Below are 24,979 nucleotides of genomic sequence, written 5' to 3'. Positions count from 1 at the left end.
TATTTAATTAAAAAATTCTGTAAAAGCTTTAATAGTATATTCATTGTCCTTTACTGTTGCTAATTCTCTTATTGAGTGCATGCTAAGAAGTGGTGCACCCATATCTATCACTGGAATATTTAACTTAGATGCAGTAATTGGACCTATTGTTGTTCCCCCTCTTAAATCTGATCTATTTACAAATACTTGATATGGAACTTCTGCTTTTTCACATACACTTTTAAACACAGCGCTTGCATAGCTGTCTGTAGAGTAGCTGCCTCCTGCTGCGATTTTAAGTACTGGCCCCTTTCCAAGCATTGGCTTATTTGTCGGATCACATTTTTCTGTGTAATTAGGATGTATTGCATGAGCCAAATCAGCTGAAATCATTATTGAATTACTTAATGCTCTTTTAAAATCTTCTCTGTCTTTATTAACTCCTAAAAGTACTCTCTCTAAAATATTTTGTAAAATAGAAGAATTTGCTCCTTGGGATGTTAAACTTCCTATCTCTTCATTATCTAGCGCTACCAAAACTTTAGTAGCTCCAATCTTATTACTATTTATTAAAGCCTTTAATCCTGCGAATACCATCCAAAGATCATCTAATCTTCCACACGATATAAATTCATCACTAGCTCCAATTACCATACCTTCTGCGTATTCATATAAAAATAAATCAAAATCTAATATATCCTCTGGTTTTACAGATAAACTTTCTGAAATTAATTTAATTAGATATTCGCCCTTTTCAAGTTTATCTTCTATTATTGCAGCTAGTGGCAAAGTATCTTTCTGTTTATTGAATTTATACCCTTCATTTATATCTCTATTCATATGTATTGCTAAATTAGGAATAATCAAGACTGGTTTGTTAGCATCAAACAACCTGACTTCAGGTTTAAATATATCTCCACTCTTTAATATAACTCTGCCAGCTATACTCAAAGGTCTATCAAACCATGTGCTAAGTATTGGACCTCCATACACCTCAGTATTTAATTTTAGATAATGATCCTCTACGAGCATTTCAGGATTTGGTTTTATTCTAAATCCTGGTGAATCAGTATGGGCTCCAATTAACCTAAATCCATCCTTTTCTATATCTCCAGTTCCAATTTCAAATGCAATTAAAGCAGAATTATTTTTGATAATATAATATTTTCCGCCTTTCTTTAAATCCCATTTATCCTCTTCTTTAATTTCAAAATATCCCTCGCTATCTAGAATTTTTTTAACTTCATAAGTACTTTGGAAAGCACTTTTACTTTTATTTATAAAATCTAATAGTTCTTGTGTGTTATTCATGCCTTTACTACCTCTTTCTCTATAATTATCAAAATATATCTATACTATATTATACATTTTTATAATAAATACTATAAATATTTCTTTGGTTACTTTATAGCATCAAATGTGGAATAGTAAATTATTAGAAATGTATACTGTAAATTATACATATTGCAAATTATCATTGGCAATACTAAATAAGTTTAATAAAATCTTCTTATATGTATTAAAAGAATGTTGGCAGTTGATTACTAATTAAAAATTATGGATATTATTATAAATAAATATTGCAAATAAGAAATTAGAATTGCTAATGGAGGTTCTTTTGATAGAAGAAGATGTTTACTTAAAAAAGTTAGAATTGCATACAAATGAAGTTTTGAAGAAGAATATTTATAAGGATTTAAATATAAGATGCTGCCCAACCTGTGGCTCAGAAATTTATATTAAGTATGGCTCATATAAAGGCATACAAAGATATCAGTGTAAAAAATGTAATAAAACTTTTTCAAATACAACTAATTCATTATGGAGTTATTCAAAAAAAAATCCAAAATTATGGATAGAGTTTCTTGAATTAATGATTGAAAAAAAATCACTAAGATTTTGTGCTGAAAAACTAAACATAAATTTGGTAACAGCATTTTACTGGAGACATAAAGTGCTTCATGCACTTACATTAGACTCCACCCCAGACTTATTAAGAGGCATTATTTATATTAACAAAATAATAATAAAGGAAAACTTTAAAGGCTGCAGAAATATTGAAGTGAGTGCCAAAATAACTAGAAGAAAAAACATATGGATCTTGGCAGCGAAAGGACAAGAAGATTCTATGTTTGTACAGCCTATTTTCAAAGATTTTTGGGATTGGAAAATTTTTTATGAAAAAATTTATAGTAGAGTAGAAAAAAATTCTCATATAATTTCATATGGAGATAGATACCTATCTTTGGTTGCACAAAACATAACAAAAAGTCATCTGCCGAGATAGAAGATGATAATCGAATAAAATATTTTATATTAGGCTTTGAAAACTGGTTTGCAGTTTTTCGTGGAGTAGCTTCGAAATATTTGCAAAGGTATCTTAGCTTATTCATATTATTTAACTTAGACAAGGTTATCGATTATATAGATATTATGTACAATATTTTATTCTTCAGGAATAAATTTATGAAAACTACCAGAATAAGAAGTATTCGCGATTATATTTATTAAAAAACAACTGTTTACTTGATAGAAATTCTATTAACAAAATATATTGAATAAATAATTGGCCTTAATAAATCAAGATTTATGAAATATATACAATATTAACAACATTATTCTCATACACTTATTATACTTTTATTTAGATACAGGTGATATACATGTAACATAATATCTTAACCAAACTTATACTAGGTTTAAGGAACTTAGATAATGTTCATCTGTAAAAAAATTAGCATCGCAAAATTACATTTAAGTGGATTGTACAAATTAATTCATAAATTAAAATTGTTGCAGCTAAAGAATAAAAAAATATATATTTATGCAGAGCTACTATACTAAAAGTTTTATTCAAAATCCTATTGCTTAAAGCTTGAGATTTTGAATAAAACTTCTATCATCCTGCAGAAATATATATTTGATTTCAATAAATTCATTAATAAATTTTATATTTAAATAAGTCTATTTTTAGAAAGTTCAGCACGTAGTTTCTCCAAGTTCTTATCCTCCATAGGGAATAATGGCATTCTAAGCGGTCCAACATTATATCCCATAAGCCCCAATGCTGTTTTTACCGGAATTGGATTAACTTCTATAAATAATGTGTTAATAAGATCTAAATACTTTGTTTGAAGATCACAACTTTCCTTTACTTTACCTTCAAAATATAAACTGCAAATATCATGTGCTTCCTTAGGCATAATATTTGATAAAACTGATATAACACCTTTTCCGCCCAGAGATAAGATCGGAACTATTTGATCATCATTTCCAGAATAAATATTAAGTTCATCTTTGCATAGAGCTTTTATTTTCGCAATGGCTGAAAGATCCCCACTAGCTTCTTTAGTAGCAACTATACGTGGATGTTTAGCTAATTCAACGTATGTTTCAGGTGTTATATTAACGCCAGTTCTTGATGGTACATTATATAAAATAATAGGTATATTAACTCTATCTGCAATATAATTATAGTGTTTTATTAGACCACTTTGAGTAGTTTTGTTATAGTATGGTGTAACTAATAAAAGTGCATCAGCACCAACACTTTCCGCATATCTTGAAAGTTCCACTGCGTACGCAGTATCATTAGAACCTGTTCCCGCAATAACAGGTACTCTTTTATTAACATACTCAATTGTAAATCTAATAACCTCTTTATGCTCTTCATCAGTCATAGTAGAAGACTCACCTGTAGTTCCTGCTATTACAATAGCGTCACTTCCATTCTCTATATTAAAATCAATTAATTTTTTTAATTCAGAGAAGTTGATTCCATCTTCTGTGAAAGGTGTAACAATTGCAACTGCCGCACCAATAAATATAATATCCTTCATAAAATTGCCCCCTCGAATATTTTCTATCTAATTATAACACAGTAGAGTTATACTATAAACTTAGAATACAGCTAAAATATAAAATTTTTCTATACTGAGTTTAAAATATATATGCAACTGATAGTACTAATACTATAGATCTAAATTTAATTATTATCATTTTATGTATATTCCATACAGAAAGGAAGGGTACTCTTTTGTGCAGTGTTACATAGAGAATCTGACTGTAGGTATTTCTTCATTAGAAGTTGTTCCACTTTTTGCTTGTCCTGAGCTTGACTCAGGAGCATGCAGAAATGGGTGCAACTTCTAATGTTAGAAAACCTCAGTTAGATTCTCTTAGTAACCGAAACAACAGAGTACCCTTCCTTTCGGCTGGTTATACCTATAATTATAATTTTACATTTATATCTATAACACTTTAGATAAAAAGTCTATTGTACGTGGATTTTTAGGGTTTTTAAATACTTCTTCCGGTGTACCCGATTCTACTATTTTTCCACCATCCATAAATATTATTCTATCCCCAACTTCTCTTGCAAATCCCATTTCATGTGTTACTACCACCATGGTCATCCCTTCCTTTGCAAGATCTTTCATAACAGTCAAAACTTCACCAACCATTTCAGGATCTAATGCTGATGTTGGCTCATCAAACAGCATAACATCTGGCTGCATAGCTAATGCTCTGGCTATTGCAATTCTTTGCTTTTGTCCACCTGACAAAGAAGCTGGATATGCATCTATTTTATCTACAAGACCTACTTTTTCAAGTAACGATACTGCTATTTTCTTAGCTTCATCTTTTGACATTCCTTTTACTTTTATTGGAGCCAAGCATATATTTTCACATACAGTCTTATGAGGGAATAAGTTAAACTGTTGGAATACCATTCCCATCTTTTCTCTCATTTTATCTATATTTGTTGCTTTTGATGTTATATCTTTATCTTCAAAAGTTATTTGTCCAGAAGTAGGTGTCTCTAGTAAATTTAAGCATCTTAAAAATGTACTTTTTCCTGAACCTGATGGTCCAATTACAACCACAACTTCACCTTTGCTAATATGCTCGTCTATCCCTTTTAAAACTTCATTTTTGCCGAAACTTTTATGTAAATCCTTAACGTATATCACTTGCTTTCAGCCTCCTTTCAACATAACCTAAAATTCTTGTTAAAGTGAAAGTTAATACAAAGTAAATTACTGCTGCTACTACAATTGGTTCTAAACCTAAAGCTGTATTTCCTCTTACAATTCCTGCATTATACATAAGTTCTGCAACTCCGATAACAGAAACCATTGAAGATTCTTTTATTACCGAAACAAACTCATTTCCAAGGGCAGGTAAGATATTTTTAAATGCTTGAGGTATTACTACATGAAACATTGCTAATCTCTGATTCATTCCTAAGCTTCTAGCTGCCTCCATTTGTCCTCTATCTACTGCATCTATTCCTGCTCTTATTATTTCAGATATATATGCTGCTGAATTTAAAGATAGTGCTACTGCACCTACAGTCATGTCAGGCATGTCTATACCTATTAATTTAGGCAATCCTATGTAGATTATATAGATTTGAACTAGAAGTGGAGTACCTCTTACAAATTCTACATAAGCAGTTGCTATATAACTTATCGGCTTAAATTTTGAACGCCTTAAAAGTGTTAAAAAAAGACCTAAAACCGTCCCAAATAGTACCGCAAAAAATGCTAATACAATGGTTATCTCTGCACCCTTTAAATAATATTCAGAATACTTTTTCATAAATGAATAATTCTTAAATATAGATAATAAAAAATCCAATATCTTCCCTCCTAGTCCTACATTATTTTAATCTAATTTTATTAATAACGATTATACCAATTTTTAATTATACGTTATGAATCACTATTTATCAACTGTTGTTAATTTCCATTCACAAACTTTTATTGCGCTATGTCCACTCAAAAAAATAACAAGTTATTATGCTTAAGCATATTTTGCATTAAATTTAATATCTATGTCTTACAATACAATATGCCATTCCGTGTAAAACATAGCTTATTTTTAATGCAAAATATACATTACATTTTTAACTCGTTATTTTATGTCATATTTCTTAAGGTCAAGTTATATTATTCTACTAATTTATTTGCGTCCATTACAAATTGATCAATTTTCTTTTCATCTTGTAATCTTTTTATTGTCTTGTTAACTTCTGCTTGTAATTCTGGAGAATTCTTCTTCATAGCTATTGCAGAACCTCCATCTGGATCCTTAACTACTAGATCTTTTGCAATTGCAATACCTTCATTTTTTTGAACATTTATTTCAGCAACTGGTAATTCTGCTAAAACTGCATCTACTTTGTTATTCTTTAAGTCTAAAACTAAATCAGTAACTTTATCTAATGATTTTATGTTTGCTGCATCAAAATTATCTTTTGCTATACCTTCTTGAATTGAACCTTTTTGAACTCCGATTTTCTTACCTTTTAAATCATCCATTGACTTTATTGAAGTCTCTTCTCCAGATCTAAGTATAAATCTATGTGTTGCTGTATAATATATATCTGAGAAATCAGCATTTTGTTTTCTTTCATCTGTTGGAGTCATACCTGCAAATACCATATCTATTTTATCTGATTGAAGTGCAACAAGTAATCCATCAAAAGCCATATCTTTTATTTCAACTTGCACTCCTAAATCTTTAGCAAGTTCATTTGCAATATCAATGTCAAATCCAACTATTTTATCTTTTCCATCTACTTCTTTATGGAATTCATATGGTGGATAATCCGCGCTTGTTCCAATTACTAATTTTCCTTTTGCTTTAATTGCTTCTAATGAATTTTGCTTTTTAGCAGTACTACTACTTCCACATCCCACCATACTTATAGTGATAGCTGATATTGTTGCAAGTGCCAATATTTTTTTTACTATTCCACTTTTCATTTATCTATACCTCCCAAATTTTTCCTTCTAAAATTATCTGCTTTTACGTCAATAGCATAATTATACACACTATTTTATATATACTCAATAGAAATATGGCGTTTTTTTAAATATTTATGTATTAAAATTAAATATTCTACAATATTATTTTATATATTTATATGTTTTTTATGTACTATTTATAACTTTGATTATAGATAATATGAGTTAGTAAACCTATTCAATATAAGCTTTTATGATACTTTGTAATTAAAACAATAAAAAATGATTAGAATAAACAAATTCTAATCATTTTTGATAATATATTTATTGTTACTATTTTTTCATTATGCATAATTACATGATAAATTATTCACATTTATAAATTGTGCCTTATCATTAATTTAAGTATTTAATTATGGATAACCTATGCAATGCCCTAGTACACATTATATATTTAACTAAAGGCTGAATTTCCCCATTTTCTACTATTATCACGCCATCAAATTCTAATCCCTTTGCTAAATAAGCTGGTATGAGCACCCTTCCACCTTTGTATAAAACCTCTTCACTATCTAAGCTTTGTATACTAGTCTTTTCCTTAATTATATGAGCAAATTTATTTAATTCTTTCTTTCCTTTAAAGATAACTGCGATATTTTCATATCCTTCTTCTTCATAATCTTCAAGTATTGAACTTATTGTATCTACAAATTCCCCATCATTTGAAACCTCATCTTCAATAACAGGTTCACCCTTTCTAACTAATGGAACAATCCTTTCCTTTTGTATAAACTTATTACTATATTCCATTATTTCTTGAGTAGATCTATAGCTTTTATTTAATTCATATTTAGTAATTTCAACATTAAAATTCTTAAACACTTCATCTAGATGAAGCATTGCTGGTTCTTCATTATTTGTAATTAACCTTTGGTTTGAATCTCCCACTATAGTGTAGCTTCTGCAACCTGTAATTTCTTTTATTATCTCAAACTGTATGAAGCTATAATCTTGAGCCTCATCAATTACGATATGTTTTACATCATCATTAACCTTTAAGCCAGTTAATTTAATCATTAAATAAAGAATTCCTGCCAAATCCATATATCCCAGATTTTCTTCGTAGTTCACATAAACTCCGCTTTCTAAGTTATCTATATCTTCATTTTCTTTTTTATCTGAATATAAATTAGTAATTTTTTTATAAATATCTATTACTGGCTCGGTTTTTATCCATAAATCCAATTCGTTACGGGAATTTATAACTTCTCTTATTATTTCCCTAATTTTAATTTTTCTCAGATATTCTAAATGAGTTTTTTCTATTTCTACCTCTTCCTTGGATAGATTATTTATCTTTTCTTTAAATTCAGTATTTACTTTATAAAACTCTTCATCTCTTTTATCTTTAATCTTAGATGTTAATATTCTTTTTATTTTTTCACTTCTTCTAAATAAAGGCATATCTTTATAATAACTATCAAATAATTCTTTTATCTCTTCAACTGAAACAATTTCTTTATTGTTAAATTTAACTGATTGTATTTTAAAATATTCTTTGTTTAAAGTTTGAATATTTAAATCTAGTAAATTTACAAATTCTTTAGAGCTTTTGTATTTATATTCTTCTAGAGCAACTTCATTTCCATTCATCGCATCTTCAATATAACTTCCAAAGCTTTTAAAATTCTCGTATTTTAATCCAATTTGCTTTATTGCAAAATTCTCAAAAGTAGTTTGCTTTATATTACTTTCCCCTAAAGAAGGAAGTACTTGAGCTATATAGTCCATAAAAATATCATTTGGTCCGAATATCAATACTTTATCTCCAAATTGTTTTCTAAAATTATAGAGTAAGTAAGAAATTCTATGAAGTGCAATTGTTGTTTTTCCCGAACCTGCAACTCCATTTACAACAACTATTTTGTTTCTATCTTCTCTTATTATTTCATCCTGTTCTTTCTGGATAGTCATAACTATATCTTTTAACTTATCAGATGAATTTTCAGTTAAGACCATTTGAAGTATTTCATCCTTTACATCTATAGCTGAATCAAATACACCTTTTAGCTGACCTTTTTTAATTATAAGCTGTTTTCTTGACAAGATATCAACATCTATTTCTCCAGATGGTGGGTTATAGTTTGATTTCCCTAGAGTGCCCTTATAAAAAAGTGCTGCAATTGGTGCTCTCCAATCAACAATTAATGGCTCAAAACTTTCTTCTAAGGTTAATCCATATCTACCAACATAAATTTCTTCAGGAAGATCTTCATCTTCTTTAAATATAACTTTCCCAAAGTAAGGTATTTCTTTAAGCTTAGTAAATTCCATAAGTCTCTTATCGATCGTCCTATAAGCTTCTTCTTTAACATAATTTTCATGATCAAAATAATCTATAATTTGATCCTCGTCATCTTTATACTCTTCAACATATTTTTTTCTAGCATCAAGAATATAATTTGTAACATTTTTTCTCTTTTCTAAATATTTTAAAATTTCCTTATTTAATATATCCAAGATTTCCTTTAATTTATCTTCTTCTCTTAAAAACTCTAATTCTTTGCTCAAGATTAACCACGCCCCCTTAAGACAGTTTACAGTTAACAGTTTACGGTTAACAGTTGATTGATTGTATTGTTAATTATACATATTAATTGCAAAATGCACAATGTATGGCTAAAAACTTTAGTTTATATCCTCATTGCGCATTTTATAAAAAAATATTTAACTTTATATACTAAATATATTAATTGTACTTAGTATTTTAGAATTCATCGTAAGGATTGTTGTTTGTTTCATTAGATTCTTCTGTAATAGTATTATCAGTTTGCCCATAAGGTGTGCTTTTATTCTGAGACTCTGTCTCATCATTCTTTTCTGAAGACGAATATTTTTTTTCAGGCTTATCATCTATTACAACATCTAAAGCATGCTTTTTAGCTCTTCTTTCTGCCAATTCTTTTACTTTCTTTTCATTTTCAGATTTTTCTTTTTCCTTCTCTTCTTTCATTTCTGGATATTTTTCATATACTAAATCAAAGAATTCTTCTCCAAAAATCGTTTCTTTTTCTAAAAGCACTTCTGAAATCTTATCTAATAAATCTCTATTTTCTCTTAAGATTCTTCTAGCATTTTGATGGGCAGTTCTTATTATTTTTAGTGTTTCCTCATCTAAAATAGTTGAAGTTTCTTCACTGCAATTTCTAACTGCTCTACCATCTAAATATCTATTTTGTACTGATTCTAATGCCATCATATCAAATCTTTCACTCATACCATAAATAGAAACCATACTTCTAGCTTGTTGTGTAGCTCTTTCTATATCATTTGAAGCTCCTGTAGAAACCAAATCGAAGACTTCCTCTTCTGCTGACCTACCACCTAACATAACTGTTATTTGATTAATTAATTCTTCTCTAGATGTTAGGTACTTTTCTTCTTCTGGAAGTTGCATAGTATAACCTAAAGCTCCCATAGTTCTAGGAACTATTGTTATTTTATGTACAGGATCTGCACCTTTAAGCATAGCTGCAACAAGTGCATGCCCTACTTCATGGAAAGCAACAACCTCTCTTTCCTTAGGTGATAAAATTCTATCTTTCTTTTCTTTACCTGCAATTATAACTTCAACGGCTTCTCTTAAATCTTCTTGAAGCACAGTTTTTCTTCTTCTTCTTACAGCTCTCAAAGCACCTTCATTGATAATATTAGCAAGGTCAGCTCCTACAGCTCCTGGAGTACTTTTAGCTATTTCAGCTAAGTCTACATCAGGCCCTAAAATTACATTCTTTGCATGAACGTGAAGAATAGCTTCTCTTCCTTTAAAATCAGGCCTATCAACTATAACTCTTCTGTCAAATCTACCTGGTCTTAGAAGTGCCTTATCAAGAATTTCTGGTCTATTTGTAGCTCCAAGAATAACTATACCTTTAGATGAATCAAATCCATCCATTTCAGAAAGTAATTGATTTAAAGTTTGTTCTCTTTCATCGTTACTTTGCATTTGATTATCTCTACTTTTACCTATTGCATCAATTTCATCTATAAATATTATACATGGTGATTTTGCAACTGCATCCTTAAATAGCTCTCTAACTCTTGAAGCTCCAACACCAACAAACATTTCAACAAAACTTGAACCTGAAAGTGAGAAAAATGGTACTTTAGCTTCTCCTGCTACAGCCTTTGCAATAAGTGTTTTACCTGTTCCCGGAGGACCAACAAGTAATACACCCTTTGGTAATTTAGCACCAATTTCAGTATATTTACCTGGACCATTTAAGAAATCTATTACTTCTTTTAAGGATTCCTTAGCTTCTTCCTGCCCTGCCACATCATCAAAGGTTACTTTAATTTCACTTTCCATGTAAACTTTGGCGTTATTTTTACCGATGCCCATGACACCGCCTCCGCCGCCTCCCATTTTAGAGAACAAAAATCTCCACATAAAGAAAATGAGAACCATAGGAAGTATCCATGTAAGTAAGAAATTCATGATAGGCGTTTCTTTAGGATTTTTACCTGTAAAGTCAACACCTGCTGCATTTAACTTAGGTATAAGGGTTTCATCATTTATATTCACTGTATATAAAGTTTTTCCTTTATACTCAGCATTATCTTCACTCGGTGTTATTATTAAATTTTCACTAGTTATAACAACTTTTGAAATTTGTTTATCATCCAATAACTTTATAAAGTCATTATAATTAATTTCCTTAGTTGTTGCTGTATCTTTTGCATAATTGAATGCCATTAAAAATGCAAAAGCTATTAAAAAATAAGTAATTGCCATAGTAATGGAACTCTTATTTTTATCATTCTTTTTATTATTTTTACCACCATTATTGTTCTGCATCTAATCACCTTCCTTAATATTCTTTTAATCTTTTTATATTGTAATGTTTATCGATTAGATCATTCTTCCCACATATCTTTCACAATTTCATCAATCTCTCTTTTTCGGATTACTGTGAGATTTTCATCTATTTCAAAATGTTCATCCTTATTAATTAAAATATCTCCTTCTTTAAAATCACCTTGAATGCTGTCTAAAGATATTTTATCCATCTCTCCATTTTCCTTTTCGACAATAACATAACTATTCTCCACTCTATCTATTATATACTTTTCATGCATCTAACATCCTCTTTTCATAATGTAAATTAATTATAAGATTAGTATGCCTTATTTTAAACTGCCAAAATCTTTAAATGGATAATATTTAAATCTTGCTATCCCTTGTATATTAGAAGCATCTATATATGGATTTATCCACTTTCTAGCATCATTTGAACGTGCTCTATTGTCTCCTAAAAAGAAGAATTTATTTTTAGGTACATCAAAAACACTATTAGTTTTTTCATTATTTTTTACATAATCTTCTTTTATATCCTCCCCATTTATATTAACAATCCCATCGTGTATTACAATATGATCTCCTGGAAGCCCTATTGCCCTTTTAATTAATATTTCATCAAGTTCTTCAGAATAAAATACAATTATATCTCCTCTTTTAATTTTACTAGTATCATAGACTCTAGTCACCATTAGCTTATCGCCCACATTTAAAGTTGGCACCATTGATTCACTTGGAATATAAACATTATAAACTAAAAACTTGTTTATTAAAAATGCTATTCCTATCGCAGCTATAATAGGAATGATCCATTCTCTAAAAAAACCGCCTTTTGCTGTAAATAGCGCTAAAAATCCTTTATTTGATAAACTTTCTTTATTCTCAAAACTACTATCTCCTTCTGAATGATGAGCATTATCTATATTAGTAATATCATTCTTGTTACCTATATCTTTGGAATTTATTATATGATCATCTTCTCTCATTAACGTTCTCCCTTTTTTATAATTAATAGTTAATAATGAATGATTAATGATTGATGAGGAAATTACTTCGTAATTTCTTAAATTGTATACTAATGAAAATTTTCCAAGGAAAACTCTTCCTTGATTATTCGTCATTCATTATTCATCATTTAAGTACTTTAAAATGATTAAATGGATAATATATTATTCTAGCCTTTCCTTCAATATATGATTCATCAACATAAGGATTTTTCCAGTATCGAGAGTCATCAGAATTAGCTCTATTATCACCTAGAAAAAAGTATTTATGTGGAGGCACTTGATATGATCCATCCTTTACTTCATTATTTTTTACATAATCCTCATTAAGCTTTTCTCCATTTCTGAATACAGCTCCATCTTTAATGTCTATTTTATCCCCCGGGAGTCCTATTAACCTTTTTATTAATATTTCACCTTTAAATTCATCATTCTTAAATAGTACAATATCTCCTTCTTTTAAATCATTTGGATTATGAACTCTTGTTACAATCAATCTATCCTTTACTTCTAATGTTGGAATCATAGATCCACTAGTAATCCAAACCCCGTACCCGACAAAGTACCATATAAAAGCTACTATACAAGCAACAACGGCAATATCAATTACCCATTCCCATATTACTGATTTTTTCTTTAACTTTTGGGGCTCTAAAGCTTGATTCTCATTATTTTCTGCCATAGAATTTCCTCCATATCACATAATCAGAATAATTATATTTATTATAATATATTCAATATTCTATCTTATATAATTATTCGTATTCTTTACTTTCTTTTTTCATACTACATTAGTATACCATAATTTATTCTATAAAATATTTATAAGTTGTTAACTTTTAGACAATTTAAATGCCTTTATTATGAATTCAACATTTTACAGTATACTCAAAATATTTATATATAAACTTTTTATAGATTCTTTAGAACAAAAATATGCACTAATCCTAAAAATTAGTGCATATCCCTTTTATATAATCTTGGGAAAATAGCAGAAACTTGACTCATAACCTTCAATGAGTAATTAATTTACATATCTTACTCAATATCATTTTTTAATAAATCATCATAAGATTCTCTTCTACAAATTAATCTTGCTGCATTATCTTTAACCATAACCACTGCCGGTTTTGGTATCTTATTATAATTGCTCGACATAGAGTAACCATATGCCCCTGTTGTCATTATTGCCAGAATATCTCCACTCTTAACTACTGGAAGTTTAACATTTTCTAATAATATATCTCCAGATTCACAGCATTTTCCGGATATAGTTACCGTTTCTTCTGAAACATCTTCAATTCTATTCGCAACAATACATTCATATTCTGCATTATATAGAGCTGGTCTTATATTATCAGTCATTCCACCATCTACTGAAACATATTTTCTGACACTTGGAATTTCTTTTACTGAACCAACAGTATATAGAGTAATTCCTGCGTTAGCTACAATGCTCCTTCCTGGCTCTATTGTAAGGATCGGTCTTTCTTGGCCTGTTCTTGCACAAACTTCATCAACTTTATTAATTATTGTACTACAATATTCTTCTGTACTTTTAGGCTCGTCTTCCTTGGTATAGTATATACCAAACCCACCACCAAAATCTACTTCTTTTATTAAGTAACCAAGGTTTTCTTTAGTAGTTCTTACAAGTCCTAACATTATTTCTACTGCATCTTCATACGGCTCTAATTCAAAGATTTGCGATCCTATATGACAATGTATCCCTGCAATGTTTATATTTTCTAAACTAATAGCCTTTTTAATTGCATCCTCTATAACAGTTCCCACTGGTGCAAATCCAAATTTAGAATCTATTTGTCCTGTTTTGATATAATCGTGTGTATGGGCTTCAATTCCTGGTGTTATTCTCAAATAAATATTTTGTACCTTATTGTATTCCTTAGCTATGTCATTTAAGGCTTCCATTTCATAATAGTTATCTACTACAAAATTACCAACACCTAATCTAACACCTAACTCAATTTCATCTAGTGTCTTATTATTTCCATGGAACATAACTCTTTCAAGAGGGAAATTGGCTTTATATGCAGTATATAATTCTCCACCAGAAACAACATCTAAATGCATTTTTTCTTCAATTAATAGTTTGCACATTTGAATCGTCAAAAATGCTTTTCCTGCAAAGGCAACTCTATTATCATTTTCCTCACATTTAAAATATTTTCTATAATCTCTACAATATTCCCTTATTAATGTTTCATCGAATGCATATAATGGACTTCCGTATTCCTTAACTAAATCTTTAGCACTAACTCCTCCGATTGTTAATTGATTATCTTCTGCCTTCATTGTTCCAAACAATTTCATTTTTCTAACCCCCAAAATTTAAATCTTATTAACTTTACTATGAAGAATTTCTTTTCATATTTGGCTTTATTATGCTTGTCTTGCACTAAAAAACAAAAGTCACAGAGTATATCTGTGACGAGTGGTAAATTACATCAAATGCCTATGCTCAAAATTTTTACTAATTATCAATTTATTAAGAAAATATGCCCAAATAATGTCATCATTTATTTCTTTTTAAATTGCTAATTGTTAACATATAATTGCTAACTGAAAAATCACCTTGTAGCTCAACACTTTCGTGACAGTTATTCACATATTCTATGAATCCCCAGAAATAAACCACTGCATAATAATCTATTTCTTCGGCTATAATACCTTTTAGTATAAATCATCGTCTGCAAACTCCTTATACCTACTATTTATTACAGCACCTCTACCCCAGGCCAAATAATATTTTAATAATAAATCTTCTATTTATTACTTTATGTTATACTAATCTCATAATTACTCAAGAGACTATACTATCATATTATTAAACTGTTACAAATATGATACCATAAATTCAACTTAAATCAACATTTTTTTATTTCATAAGTAGTTAATGAAAAATTGTAACTTTATTCTTTTCTATATTCATCCATTAGATTACACATAATGCTAGCCGAAGATGGCGGTGTAAAGGTTATAGCATTTGCTCCTGCTTGAATTGTTTCACTAATTGATTCATCAGTTGGCCCACCAGTTGCTATTATCGGAAATTCAGGGTATCTGCTTCTAATATTCTTTACTATTTTAGCCGTCTTTTTTCCACCAGAAACATTTAATATAGTAGCGCCCGCCTCAATCCTTTTAGCAATATCTTCATCCTCGGAAATAACAGTTACTATGACAGGTATATCTATGGTTGCTCTAATTTTCCTGACGATTTCATTGCTTGTTGGCGCATTCACTACTACACCCATAGCTCCTTTAAACTCCGCATCCATAGCTAAATTTATAACCCTTTTTCCTTGTGTTATTCCTCCACCAACACCACAAAAAACCGGAACATCTGCTGCCATTACAAGAGCTTGTGTTATTACTGGCTGAGGTGTAAATGGATAAACAGCAATTATTGCATCTGCATTACTATTTCTTATTAATGCGACATCAGTGCTAAATAGTAAAGACTTTATTCTTTTACCGAAAATTTTGATTCCACCACAGTTTCTTATTACTGTAGGAACTTCAATTACATGATTTCTAAGAGTACCTTTTATTTGAGGAATAAACTTAACTTCTTTATTTCCCATAATCTTTCCCCTCCCCATTAACTATTTATCAATTCACTATATAAAAATTCTTTTCAATTGTGCACACTTTTACAACTTTTAGACTGTATATTTCTCTATGCAGCTTTGCTGTTGAACCCATACCATTGTATTTTTATTATACTCTTTTATACTATTCTTTAAAGTTAAATTTTATATTCTTATATTTATTCACATTATCCACAGTTTTTATCCACAAAATTGTGCATATTGTTTATAAGTATATATTATATATTCTTTTACTGTAAATTTTCCAGCAAAAATATCTTGCAAATTTCTATCATTCTGGCTAAATATCCTTATTATTCATGGATTCTAAATAAAAATTTGGTACATTCAATATAAAATTACCCTAATGATGCAGAACTTGGCATCAAAATACTTGTACAACTATTTACTTTAATTACTCAAATGCCTTGAAATGCTATAGTAGATAAAGAAGTTTTCATAATAATAACTTAAGCTTCAATTCACATGATTCACCTAAGTTATCCACAGATACCATATAGTTATTCACAAAGGCCAATCCTTGTATCTAACTAGCCTCATGATACTTTTATATAAAAAAATGTACACTTTGTCCACAACATTATACACAATGATGTTATTGTGTGTATATTTTATGCTTTCCTCAGTCCTTAATAATTTCTTAATAGTTTATTAACAATCATTAAACCTTACGCGCATGTATTGTAGTATATAAATTCCTATCATATACTTTTAATCAGAAAATAAATTTAAACAAATTTTTCTTACCCAAAATAACGCTATTTTCAATGCCATTCCATAAACTTGATTACAAATGTTTAGCAAATTTATTTGAAATTATTTTTGAATTATTAAGGAGGCTTGTTTTAATGACACAAAATGAATTTTTTAATATACTCATGGATGGTCTAAAAGATTTTCCAGAAATAAAATTGCAGGATATTATTTCTTACTACGAGCACAATTTTACCCTTGGATTAGCTGCTGGAAAAACGGAAGACGAAATCATAAATGAATTAGGAGAACCTAATTCTATAGTTGCTAAATGCAGAAATGAATATTTTAATATTTTTAGCGATTCAAAACTATCAACTGGCAATGCTGATGCTGCTAGTAGTAGCCATACTAACTTTAACGAAAGTCCAAATACTAATGTACATGAAGATCTAAGCGACACAAATAATACTATTAATGATACTTTCAACATTAATTCCAATGGGAATGATTTGAAGAATACCAATGAATTAAGTGAAGTAAATGAAGAAAATGCTAAACTAAACGACAATTTTTACGAGCTTCATAATTCTAATATAGCATCTGATAATAAAGAAAGCAATTCCCAAACTAATACCTGGAAAATATCAAATGAAAATCTTAGCACTAACAATCTTAATAGAAATAATTCAAATTACAATTCTAATAATAGTGGACAGAATTCAAGTACATTTTCAAATAATTTTACTAGAAAAAATTCTAACAATAGTTCTTCACAGATTAGCGTCAACACTATCTTGAGGATTTGCATAGTTGTTTTAACATTGATAATATTTTTCCCAGTTATAACAGGTATTATCGGCTTTTTCATTGGGCTTTTTGGTGTAGCACTAAGTATTTTTGTTGCTAGTATTGGTGTATTAATAGGAGGAACCTTTACCAGCGTTATTGGTCTCCCCAATGTACCTGCATTTGTTGCTAATTTTCCATATCCAGTAATAGTATTATTCTCATTAGGATCTATTTCATTATCAATACTTTTAATACTTCTATTTTATTATTTTTGCAAGTTTTTTATACGAGTATTCATAAAATTTTATAATTTACTAAAAAACAAAGGAGGTGCATTCTAATGCAAAAAAAGTTAATTTCCACTCATATGAAAATACTTATGCTTATATTATTGCTTTTATCTATTACTTTTTATGTTTCCGGATGCATTACCTTAGTTCAAAGCGGATATAAGCTTTCTGACTACGCTGATGAACTGCCATTAAATTTTAATTCTCTTAAATACGATTTAAATTTCAATGGATTTAACTTTGATTTTAACACCTCTTCTATATCAAAAGATTACACTGTCGGCGATAATATTAATGAAGTTGACTTTAATTTAAATTCTCAAGATGTTAATATAACTAACTATGATGGCGAAAGTTTAAAGGTTCAAATAAAAAGCCACAGTACCATATCTAGCGATTTATCTGAGTCTGAAAGCGGTAATAAATTAATTTTGAGTACTAGATACGACACTCCTGGCAATGCCACTATTTCAGTAAACATTCCAAACAAGCTCAAAGATAGAGGGATTTTAAAGATAATTACAAGCAGCGGCAGTATAAATGCCTCTAATATATCTGTTGATACTTTAAACCTTTCAACAGCTAGTGGTGATATAAATACTATTAATTCAAATTTAAATTATTTGAATTTAGGTAACTCTAGCGGAGATATTCACTTTAAAAATGTAACAGCTTCTACAGAAACTAAATTCAGTTCATCTTCTGGCGATATTATTGGAGATGGTACTTTGGGGACTGTAACTGGCAACACTACTTCCGGAGATATTGATTTACAATTAATAAACTCACTGAATAATGTAGCATTAAGCACTAAATCCGGCTCTGTAACCTTACTCCTTCCTAAAAATAAAGGGTATAAAATCAATTATGAAACAGTTTCTGGAAATTTAAATTCACCTAAGAATCAGCTTTCCTATGGTGATGAAAGTTCTCTCATCGATATTAATACAGTAAGTGGAGATCTAAATGTTAGGTAAGTCTTTTATATAAATTGTTAAATATATATAAAATAATCACCAAATTATGTAGATAAGGAGATACGTCAGTAATCCCATTCCATGATTTGGTGACTTTTTAATTGTGCCTTATTACAATTTGAACTTTGAAATAATACTACTTAACTCTTCAGCTTTAATTGCTTCCTTCGAAATTGTTTCTGCTACTTGCTTCATAGCTGACGATGTATCGCTTATTCCTTGTTGTATATTATGAGTGCTGCTCGAAACTGCTTCTGAATTTTTAGCTGTATTTGATATAGCTGCACTTACTTGTTCAATAGATGCATTTACATGCTCAGACATTTCAGCTATCTGATTAGACATCTCACTTATAAATTCTCCATCTTCATTATATTGCATTGCAATACTTCCGTATCCCTCTAAATCTGCTCTTACATTAGTTCTAATAAAACCAAGCATATCCTTACTATTTTCTGAAAGGTTGGTAAATGCTTTTTCAACTCTTTCTATTGTATTTTGAATTGTAACAACAGATGAAGATGACTCTTCTGCTAGTTTTCTTACCTCTTCTGCAACTACTGCAAAACCCTTACCTGACTCTCCTGCTCTTGCTGCTTCAATTGCTGCATTTAATGCTAGAAGATTTGTTTGTTCTGCAATACTTGCTATTGAATCTGCCATTACCTTTATTTCTTCAACTACTTTTGATTCTTCAATAGCTTTCTTTATGTATTCCTCTTTTTCTTGATATACGATTCTTGTATTTTCAATAGCCTTTTTACTGTCTTTTTCTACATTTACAGCTCTTTCTTTTATGTTGACTGAATTTTCACTTCCAGTTTCAGCTTTTGCTGCTAATTCTTCCATATTTGCGGTTACTTGTTGTATTGATGCGTAGATTTCTTCAACATTACTACTATTCTCTTGTGTGCTTGAATCAATTTTTTCAAATTCTATATTTACATTTTCTAAGCTTGCTGATAATTCTTGAACTGTAGCAGATGCTTCTTCACTTAATGAAGACACATTTTCAGCATTTTCTGCACAAAGTTTTATCATTTGTCTTAAATTATCCTGAGCCTTGTTCAAAGCTTGTCCTATATAAGCAAATTCATCTTTTCTAGTAATTGTAATATTGGTTGAAATATCAAATTTACTCATTCTCTCAGCTAATTGTCTTATCTTATGAAGTGGTGTTATTATATACCCTATTGTTGTAAAAATTAATGTTCCTCCTATTATAACAGCTATTCCTAAAGACATCATCATTAGTGTTGAACTTGTTTTTATTCCTACTCCAATTCCAATTCCCATTAATATCATTATAATATAAACTGAAAAAATTCTTGTTGCAGTGGAATGTAAAAAACTTATTTTTTTATTTTCCTCCATAATTTATGCTCCTTTTCTTAAATTTAATTTACGCAAAATGTTTTCCTTGTAATATGATTAATTATTCGAAAGACAATTTAATACAGTTCGTATGTAACAGATAACTAACTTAGCTATTAATTCGTAATTATTTAATACTTTGAAGTTAATTAAGAAAAGATTTAAAGAAATGTTGTTTGTGTTACTACAAATATTACTTATCTGACATAATATAAAAAAAATGTATTTGTATCTACAATAAAATATTACAAAATACATTTTTATCAGTATTCTTTACTAGAATATCATGTGCATTTTACTTTTTCAACCATATTAATAAAAATTTAAGTTTATATCCTTTTCATAAACTCTAGATAAATCAACCCTTTAACGATTCTACTATTCTTTATAATGTGATTTGTTAATTCTCACAATAAATTGATGAACTCGAAGATTATTTCACAGAAATCCAGTATCACATTATTATTAAATTGAATGGATATAATCCAAATTATTATGTATTAGACTTGGTTTATCAATAAAGTATGGTAAACTATATATATTAACAAAATATAAATGTAATTTATATTTAAAAAACTAATATTATGCGAATTGGGGGCTTAAGAAATGATATCAAATAAGATGAAATCCCTTGTTTCAAACAGTTCAACCATAAGAGCCATGTTTGAAGAAGGAAAAAGATTATCAGAAATTTATGGAGAAGAAAATGTTTTTGATTACAGTATTGGTAACCCGAATGTTGAACCTCCAGAAAAAGTTAAGGAAGTTATATTTGAAATTTTGAATGAGGAAACTCCAAATTTAGTGCATGGTTACATGAGTAATTCTGGATATGAAGATGTTAGAGATGCAATAAGTAATTTCCTAAATAAAAAATATGATTTATCCCTTTCAAGAAACAATATTGTTATGACATGCGGGGCAGCAGGCGGGTTAAATATAATTTTGAAATCCATTTTAAATCCCAATGATGAAGTTATTACCTTTTCTCCATACTTTGGTGAATACGGTAATTATGTTCAAAACTTCGATGGTAAACTCGTAATTTCTCCTACTAATACTGAAACTTTTGAACCAGATTTAGATGTATTAAGGGAAGTGATTACTGCTAAAACTAAGGCTTTAATAATAAATAACCCTAATAATCCAACTGGCGTTGTTTATTCCGAAAAAGTACTACAAGACTTAGCATTTTTACTTAATGAAAAACAAAAAGAATTCAATACTACTATATACTTAATATCTGATGAACCATACAGAGAAATAGTTTATGATAAAATTAACTTGCCTTGTCTCTTGAAGTATTATGATAATACCTTTATAGGTTATTCTTATAGCAAATCATTATCTTTGCCTGGGGAACGTATAGGATATGTAGTTGCAAACCCATCCCTCAGCAATCTTGATGAAATGATGTCTGCGCTTAATATAGCTAATAGAATTTTAGGTTTTGTAAATGCTCCATCATTATTTCAAAGAGTAATTGCAAAATCTTTAGATTCAGAAGTTGATGTAAGTATTTATGAAAGAAACCGTGATCTTTTATATAACCACCTAATATCACTTGGATTTACTTGTGTTAAGCCGCAAGGTGCTTTTTATCTATTCCCTAAATCACCAATCGAGGACGATAAAAAATTCTGTGAAGATGCAAAACAATTTAATTTATTACTCGTACCTGGATCAACTTTTGGCTGCCCTGGTCATGTAAGATTAGCTTATTGCATTTCATATGAAAAAATCAAAAATTCATTGCAGGCTTTCGATAAACTAGCTGCATTATACAACTTAAAGTAAAAAATAAAATTTATAGTTAAGCTTATACCATTTAAAACACAAAATAAAAGGGTATTCTGACTGCTCAGCTGCTGAAAAGGATAATTGTTGAACTTCTATGCAGTTCATAGCGAAAGAGTACCCTTAAATAATGAGCACCTACTTTACTGCTTTAAGCTTCTCATATTCCAATTTCTTCAATGTTAGATAAAAATCTACTGTAAATTCAATAGCACCGGCTATTGCTAACAAATTAAAAAGCACTTGATTTTGTATGTATACTCTGTGTAAAATAGATTGAAAAAAATAAATCCCCAAAAAACTAAGTAACATCCAATATAAAGAAAACCTTAAAGTGACATATCCATGAATATTATATTTAAAATTTGAATAATCCCAGTAAACTTTGTTAAATTCATGTTTAAGAATATATCCACTTATATACTCAACGGTTGTTGGAATTAAAAAACATAATATAATTAATGGAATCCCATCAATGTTCAGCACTTCATTGCATACAATTAGAAGAGTAAAGGCAATTCCATACATTGGCTTAAATGGTCCAAATAAAAAGCCTTCTTCTTGGAATTTCTTTGTAACAATATAACTATATGCTTCTTCTATTATCCAACCTATAAAAGAGTAAAATATTAAATTGAACACTACATATAATAATAATCTCATTTTTAATCACCTCATTCTACAAAATAATTAATGCTAGTATCTGTAGAAGATTAATCTTTTATCCACATTAAAGTTCTTTCTGATATAATAATATTATTAAGTTATTCTCAGACTCAGATTAAGTAAGTATTAATTACTGAGCCTTTGAAATAAGTATGTCTAAGGAGGCTAGTTTACATATGGAAAAAATTTATTATGATAACCAATACCTTAAGGAGTTTACTGCTGAAATTGTTGATATAAGAGAAATAGATAATAAGTTTCATGTTATATTAGATAAAACAGCATTTTTCCCAGGCGGTGGTGGTCAAAGCTGCGATCTTGGATTTTTAGATGATCAACAAATCATTGATGTTTATGAAAGAGATGATATTGTTCATCATGTTGTAGAGAAGAAACCAATTAAAATTCATAAGGTCAAATGTTCAATTAATTGGGATAGAAGACGTGATGGTATGCATCAACACTTAGGTCAACATGTTTTATCAGGTGCTTTCTTTAATCTTTTTAACGCCAACACATTTGCCATACATTTAGGTTCTGACATAAGTACAGTTGATATTTATGGAATTTTAACTGAAGAACAAGTAAGAGAAGCTGAAAAACTTGCAAATAAAATAATAGGTGATGCCTTAACTGTGGAATCGTTCATTCCAACTAAGGCTGAACTAAAAAAATTAACTCTTAGACGTGCTCTTCCAAATACTGAAGAGGATATTAGAGTTGTTAAAATTAGTGATTTTGATATAAATGCCTGCTGTGGTCTTCATCCTTCATCAACTCTTGATTTGAGACTAATAAAAATAAAGAGATTCCAAAAACATAAAGAAGGAACAAGAATAGAATTCTTAGCTGGTGATCGTGCTGTTTCAGATTCTTTTGAAAAAGATGAATTTCAAAACTCTATATGCAGATATTTAAATTGTAATGAAAATGAAGCTATAAATGGTATAAAAAATCTAAATGAAAATCTTCGCGAGGCCAATGAAACAAGTAAAAGCCTTAATATTTTATTAGCTAAATATCAAGTTAAAGAGATTCTTGAAAGCGCGGCCAACATAAATAACACTAAAGTCATAAAACAAATATTTGATGGTGAAAATTTAAAATACGTAAGTAATCTTACCTCTAAGTTAATTGAAAATGAAAAAACAATTGCTTTAATGGCTGTAAAATCTGATGAAAAAGCTAATCTTATCTTTGCCTGCTCTAAGGATGTTAAAGATGTGAAAATGAACGATTTATTAAAGGACGCTATAACTCTTATTGATGGTAAGGGGGGCGGAAGCCCATTCCAAGCCCAAGGTGCCGGTAAAAATAACGCAAACCTTGAAAGTGCGTTAGATTACGCATTTAACAAAATAGAACATTTGCTAAGATAATGAATTTTCTACTTTCAACTCTTCAGTTATAAAATTAGGTCAGTAAGTATCACTTCACTTGCTGACCATAACTTTTAAAGCATTATTCCCTATTTTATAAATCTTTTCTTATTTAGATTGTTCAAGAATCTTATATAATTCCTGATTTTTAAAATCAGATGCTTTAATAGACATTCTGCTTGTTGCTAACTCTTTTAATGCCATTATCCACATATCATCATTTTCTTCTACGGCTATTTGAACTGCTGTTTCTAAATATGGGAGCATTACATGTACCTCAACATTCTGTAAAGTTTCCATGGCAATCATTGCTCCCGGCCAATTTAAATCTTGTAGCCACTGAAGCAAACCAGGAATCGCCAGTTTATTTCTTGGAAATCCTATAGATTTCAGCACTCTTGCAGAATTTTCCCAATACTTTTTTTCCTGCGGCTGAACTAGCAATGTAACATACTCATCATCAATTTTCAATAATTGCTCAATAGCATCTTTTTGAGAATTAATTGGAGCATTGCAATCTAACTTATTAATAAGCATATTAATACCTTTTTTCATATAATTTCCTCCATTGTAGCCATAAGAGTTTATGAAGCCATTCTCATAAGTATCTATTTTTAAACCTGGTTTTGGTACTCCGAAGGCATCATATCTCTATTTAGCTTCCGTTTGGTCTGCTGTATTTACTAGACTTGTTACACTTCCCATTCCATCATAATGATAATATAATGGTGTGTATTTATCATCAGTTATTCCTAAAGTTTTTACAGCTATTCTATTTAA

The 24,979-nt window shown here is 29.3% G+C and carries 20 protein-coding genes and 1 riboswitch; of the genes, 5 read left to right on the top strand and 15 right to left on the bottom strand.

Annotated elements, in window-relative coordinates; all coding sequences use genetic code 11:
• Positions 1-3: 3 nt before the first annotated feature.
• Entirely contained in the window at positions 4-1,290 is a 1,287-nt protein-coding gene (locus COL3_RS05205; protein WP_008429209.1) for a M18 family aminopeptidase, read from the bottom strand.
• 307 nt (positions 1,291-1,597) lie between these two features.
• Here COL3_RS05205 and COL3_RS05200 point away from each other — a divergent pair, with 307 nt between their 5' ends.
• Positions 1,598-2,266, top strand: a complete 669-nt coding sequence (locus COL3_RS05200) for a transposase (RefSeq protein WP_008429211.1) — start codon at positions 1,598-1,600, stop codon at positions 2,264-2,266.
• A gap of 667 nt (positions 2,267-2,933) precedes the next feature.
• Here the strand turns inward: COL3_RS05200 and dapA are convergent.
• The 11 genes from dapA to COL3_RS05145 all read right to left on the bottom strand — a co-directional run bounded on the left by dapA (position 2,934) and on the right by COL3_RS05145 (position 16,204).
• On the bottom strand, positions 2,934-3,806 hold the full coding sequence (gene dapA, locus COL3_RS05195) for a 4-hydroxy-tetrahydrodipicolinate synthase (RefSeq protein ID WP_207655437.1): 873 nt from the start codon (positions 3,804-3,806) through the stop codon (positions 2,934-2,936).
• A 423-nt stretch (positions 3,807-4,229) separates the two neighbouring features.
• Complete coding sequence (locus tag COL3_RS05190; RefSeq protein ID WP_008429215.1) at positions 4,230-4,952, bottom strand: amino acid ABC transporter ATP-binding protein; 723 nt, start codon at positions 4,950-4,952, stop codon at positions 4,230-4,232.
• Complete coding sequence (locus tag COL3_RS05185; RefSeq protein ID WP_035284513.1) at positions 4,939-5,583, bottom strand: amino acid ABC transporter permease; 645 nt, start codon at positions 5,581-5,583, stop codon at positions 4,939-4,941. Before COL3_RS05185 ends, COL3_RS05190 begins: the two co-directional genes overlap by 14 nt.
• 350 nt (positions 5,584-5,933) lie before the next feature.
• Positions 5,934-6,752 (bottom strand): ABC transporter substrate-binding protein, encoded by an 819-nt coding sequence (locus tag COL3_RS05180; RefSeq protein ID WP_008429219.1) that lies wholly within the window; start codon positions 6,750-6,752, stop codon positions 5,934-5,936.
• Positions 6,753-7,130: 378 nt separating this feature from the next.
• Complete coding sequence (helD, locus tag COL3_RS05175) at positions 7,131-9,305, bottom strand: RNA polymerase recycling motor HelD (protein ID WP_008429221.1); 2,175 nt, start codon at positions 9,303-9,305, stop codon at positions 7,131-7,133.
• 196 nt (positions 9,306-9,501) lie between these two features.
• The gene (ftsH, locus tag COL3_RS05170; RefSeq protein ID WP_008429224.1) at positions 9,502-11,592 is read right to left on the bottom strand and encodes an ATP-dependent zinc metalloprotease FtsH; all 2,091 of its coding nucleotides are present in this window, start codon (positions 11,590-11,592) and stop codon (positions 9,502-9,504) included.
• A gap of 59 nt (positions 11,593-11,651) precedes the next feature.
• On the bottom strand, positions 11,652-11,873 hold the full coding sequence (locus COL3_RS05165; RefSeq protein ID WP_008429226.1) for a DUF3006 domain-containing protein: 222 nt from the start codon (positions 11,871-11,873) through the stop codon (positions 11,652-11,654).
• A 48-nt stretch (positions 11,874-11,921) separates the two neighbouring features.
• A complete protein-coding gene (gene lepB, locus COL3_RS05160; RefSeq protein WP_008429227.1) occupies positions 11,922-12,578 on the bottom strand; it encodes a signal peptidase I in 657 nt (218 codons plus the stop codon).
• Positions 12,579-12,723: 145 nt separating this feature from the next.
• Positions 12,724-13,278: a signal peptidase I gene (gene lepB / locus COL3_RS05155; RefSeq protein WP_008429230.1), complete on the bottom strand. Its 555-nt coding sequence runs from the start codon at positions 13,276-13,278 to the stop codon at positions 12,724-12,726.
• 356 nt (positions 13,279-13,634) lie between these two features.
• Entirely contained in the window at positions 13,635-14,930 is a 1,296-nt protein-coding gene (lysA, locus tag COL3_RS05150; RefSeq protein WP_008429232.1) for a diaminopimelate decarboxylase, read from the bottom strand.
• 257 nt (positions 14,931-15,187) lie between these two features.
• Positions 15,188-15,356, bottom strand: a riboswitch (Lysine riboswitch).
• Between the two features lie 173 nt (positions 15,357-15,529).
• The gene (locus tag COL3_RS05145; protein WP_008429234.1) at positions 15,530-16,204 is read right to left on the bottom strand and encodes a hypothetical protein; all 675 of its coding nucleotides are present in this window, start codon (positions 16,202-16,204) and stop codon (positions 15,530-15,532) included.
• A gap of 875 nt (positions 16,205-17,079) precedes the next feature.
• Between COL3_RS05145 and COL3_RS05140 the strand changes: the two genes are divergently transcribed.
• Both COL3_RS05140 and COL3_RS05135 read left to right on the top strand, forming a co-directional pair.
• The gene (locus COL3_RS05140; protein ID WP_008429235.1) at positions 17,080-18,057 is read left to right on the top strand and encodes a DUF1700 domain-containing protein; all 978 of its coding nucleotides are present in this window, start codon (positions 17,080-17,082) and stop codon (positions 18,055-18,057) included.
• The gene (locus tag COL3_RS05135) at positions 18,057-18,983 is read left to right on the top strand and encodes a DUF4097 family beta strand repeat-containing protein (protein WP_008429238.1); all 927 of its coding nucleotides are present in this window, start codon (positions 18,057-18,059) and stop codon (positions 18,981-18,983) included. Before COL3_RS05140 ends, COL3_RS05135 begins: the two co-directional genes overlap by 1 nt.
• A gap of 111 nt (positions 18,984-19,094) precedes the next feature.
• Here COL3_RS05135 and COL3_RS05130 read toward each other — a convergent pair whose 3' ends face one another.
• Positions 19,095-20,357 carry a methyl-accepting chemotaxis protein gene (locus tag COL3_RS05130; RefSeq protein ID WP_008429239.1) on the bottom strand — a complete coding sequence of 421 codons (1,263 nt, stop codon included), beginning with the start codon at positions 20,355-20,357 and terminating at the stop codon, positions 19,095-19,097.
• A gap of 606 nt (positions 20,358-20,963) precedes the next feature.
• Here COL3_RS05130 and COL3_RS05125 point away from each other — a divergent pair.
• Positions 20,964-22,154: a pyridoxal phosphate-dependent aminotransferase gene (locus tag COL3_RS05125; protein WP_008429242.1), complete on the top strand. Its 1,191-nt coding sequence runs from the start codon at positions 20,964-20,966 to the stop codon at positions 22,152-22,154.
• A gap of 138 nt (positions 22,155-22,292) precedes the next feature.
• On the opposite strand, the gene COL3_RS05120 is transcribed toward COL3_RS05125, so the two are convergent.
• Positions 22,293-22,817, bottom strand: coding sequence for a putative ABC transporter permease (locus COL3_RS05120; RefSeq protein WP_008429244.1), 525 nt, complete (start codon positions 22,815-22,817; stop codon positions 22,293-22,295).
• 179 nt (positions 22,818-22,996) lie between these two features.
• On the opposite strand from COL3_RS05120, the gene COL3_RS05115 reads away from it, so the two are divergent.
• Complete coding sequence (locus COL3_RS05115) at positions 22,997-24,199, top strand: serine-tRNA(Ala) deacylase AlaX (protein ID WP_008429246.1); 1,203 nt, start codon at positions 22,997-22,999, stop codon at positions 24,197-24,199.
• A 108-nt stretch (positions 24,200-24,307) separates the two neighbouring features.
• Here the strand turns inward: COL3_RS05115 and COL3_RS05110 are convergent, their stop codons facing one another.
• On the bottom strand, positions 24,308-24,754 hold the full coding sequence (locus tag COL3_RS05110) for a DUF5071 domain-containing protein (RefSeq protein WP_008429248.1): 447 nt from the start codon (positions 24,752-24,754) through the stop codon (positions 24,308-24,310).
• Between the last annotated feature and the right edge of the window lie 225 nt (positions 24,755-24,979).

Origin of the sequence: Clostridium sp. LS (assembly GCF_002760435.1) — a bacterium.
GTDB lineage: Bacteria > Bacillota > Clostridia > Clostridiales > Clostridiaceae > Clostridium.
The sequence above is the reverse complement of the archived record's forward strand: the minus strand, read 5'-3'. Positions and strand labels throughout refer to the sequence as shown.

Bases quoted from the DNA above. Each gene is read 5' to 3' on its own strand.
- COL3_RS05110 (WP_008429248.1), bottom strand. From the start codon at position 24,754: ATGAAAAAAGGTATTAATATGCTTATTAATAAGTTAGATTGCAATGCT.
- COL3_RS05145 (WP_008429234.1), bottom strand. From the start codon at position 16,204: ATGGGAAATAAAGAAGTTAAGTTTATTCCTCAAATAAAAGGTACTCTT.
- lysA (WP_008429232.1), bottom strand. From the start codon at position 14,930: ATGAAATTGTTTGGAACAATGAAGGCAGAAGATAATCAATTAACAATC.
- COL3_RS05135 (WP_008429238.1), top strand. From the start codon at position 18,057: ATGCAAAAAAAGTTAATTTCCACTCATATGAAAATACTTATGCTTATA.
- COL3_RS05140 (WP_008429235.1), top strand. From the start codon at position 17,080: ATGACACAAAATGAATTTTTTAATATACTCATGGATGGTCTAAAAGAT.
- COL3_RS05185 (WP_035284513.1), bottom strand. From the start codon at position 5,583: ATGAAAAAGTATTCTGAATATTATTTAAAGGGTGCAGAGATAACCATT.
- COL3_RS05180 (WP_008429219.1), bottom strand. From the start codon at position 6,752: ATGAAAAGTGGAATAGTAAAAAAAATATTGGCACTTGCAACAATATCA.
- lepB (WP_008429230.1), bottom strand. From the start codon at position 13,278: ATGGCAGAAAATAATGAGAATCAAGCTTTAGAGCCCCAAAAGTTAAAG.
- COL3_RS05125 (WP_008429242.1), top strand. From the start codon at position 20,964: ATGATATCAAATAAGATGAAATCCCTTGTTTCAAACAGTTCAACCATA.
- COL3_RS05165 (WP_008429226.1), bottom strand. From the start codon at position 11,873: ATGCATGAAAAGTATATAATAGATAGAGTGGAGAATAGTTATGTTATT.
- lepB (WP_008429227.1), bottom strand. From the start codon at position 12,578: ATGAGAGAAGATGATCATATAATAAATTCCAAAGATATAGGTAACAAG.
- COL3_RS05130 (WP_008429239.1), bottom strand. From the start codon at position 20,357: ATGGAGGAAAATAAAAAAATAAGTTTTTTACATTCCACTGCAACAAGA.
- ftsH (WP_008429224.1), bottom strand. From the start codon at position 11,592: ATGCAGAACAATAATGGTGGTAAAAATAATAAAAAGAATGATAAAAAT.
- COL3_RS05120 (WP_008429244.1), bottom strand. From the start codon at position 22,817: ATGAGATTATTATTATATGTAGTGTTCAATTTAATATTTTACTCTTTT.
- COL3_RS05205 (WP_008429209.1), bottom strand. From the start codon at position 1,290: ATGAATAACACACAAGAACTATTAGATTTTATAAATAAAAGTAAAAGT.
- COL3_RS05115 (WP_008429246.1), top strand. From the start codon at position 22,997: ATGGAAAAAATTTATTATGATAACCAATACCTTAAGGAGTTTACTGCT.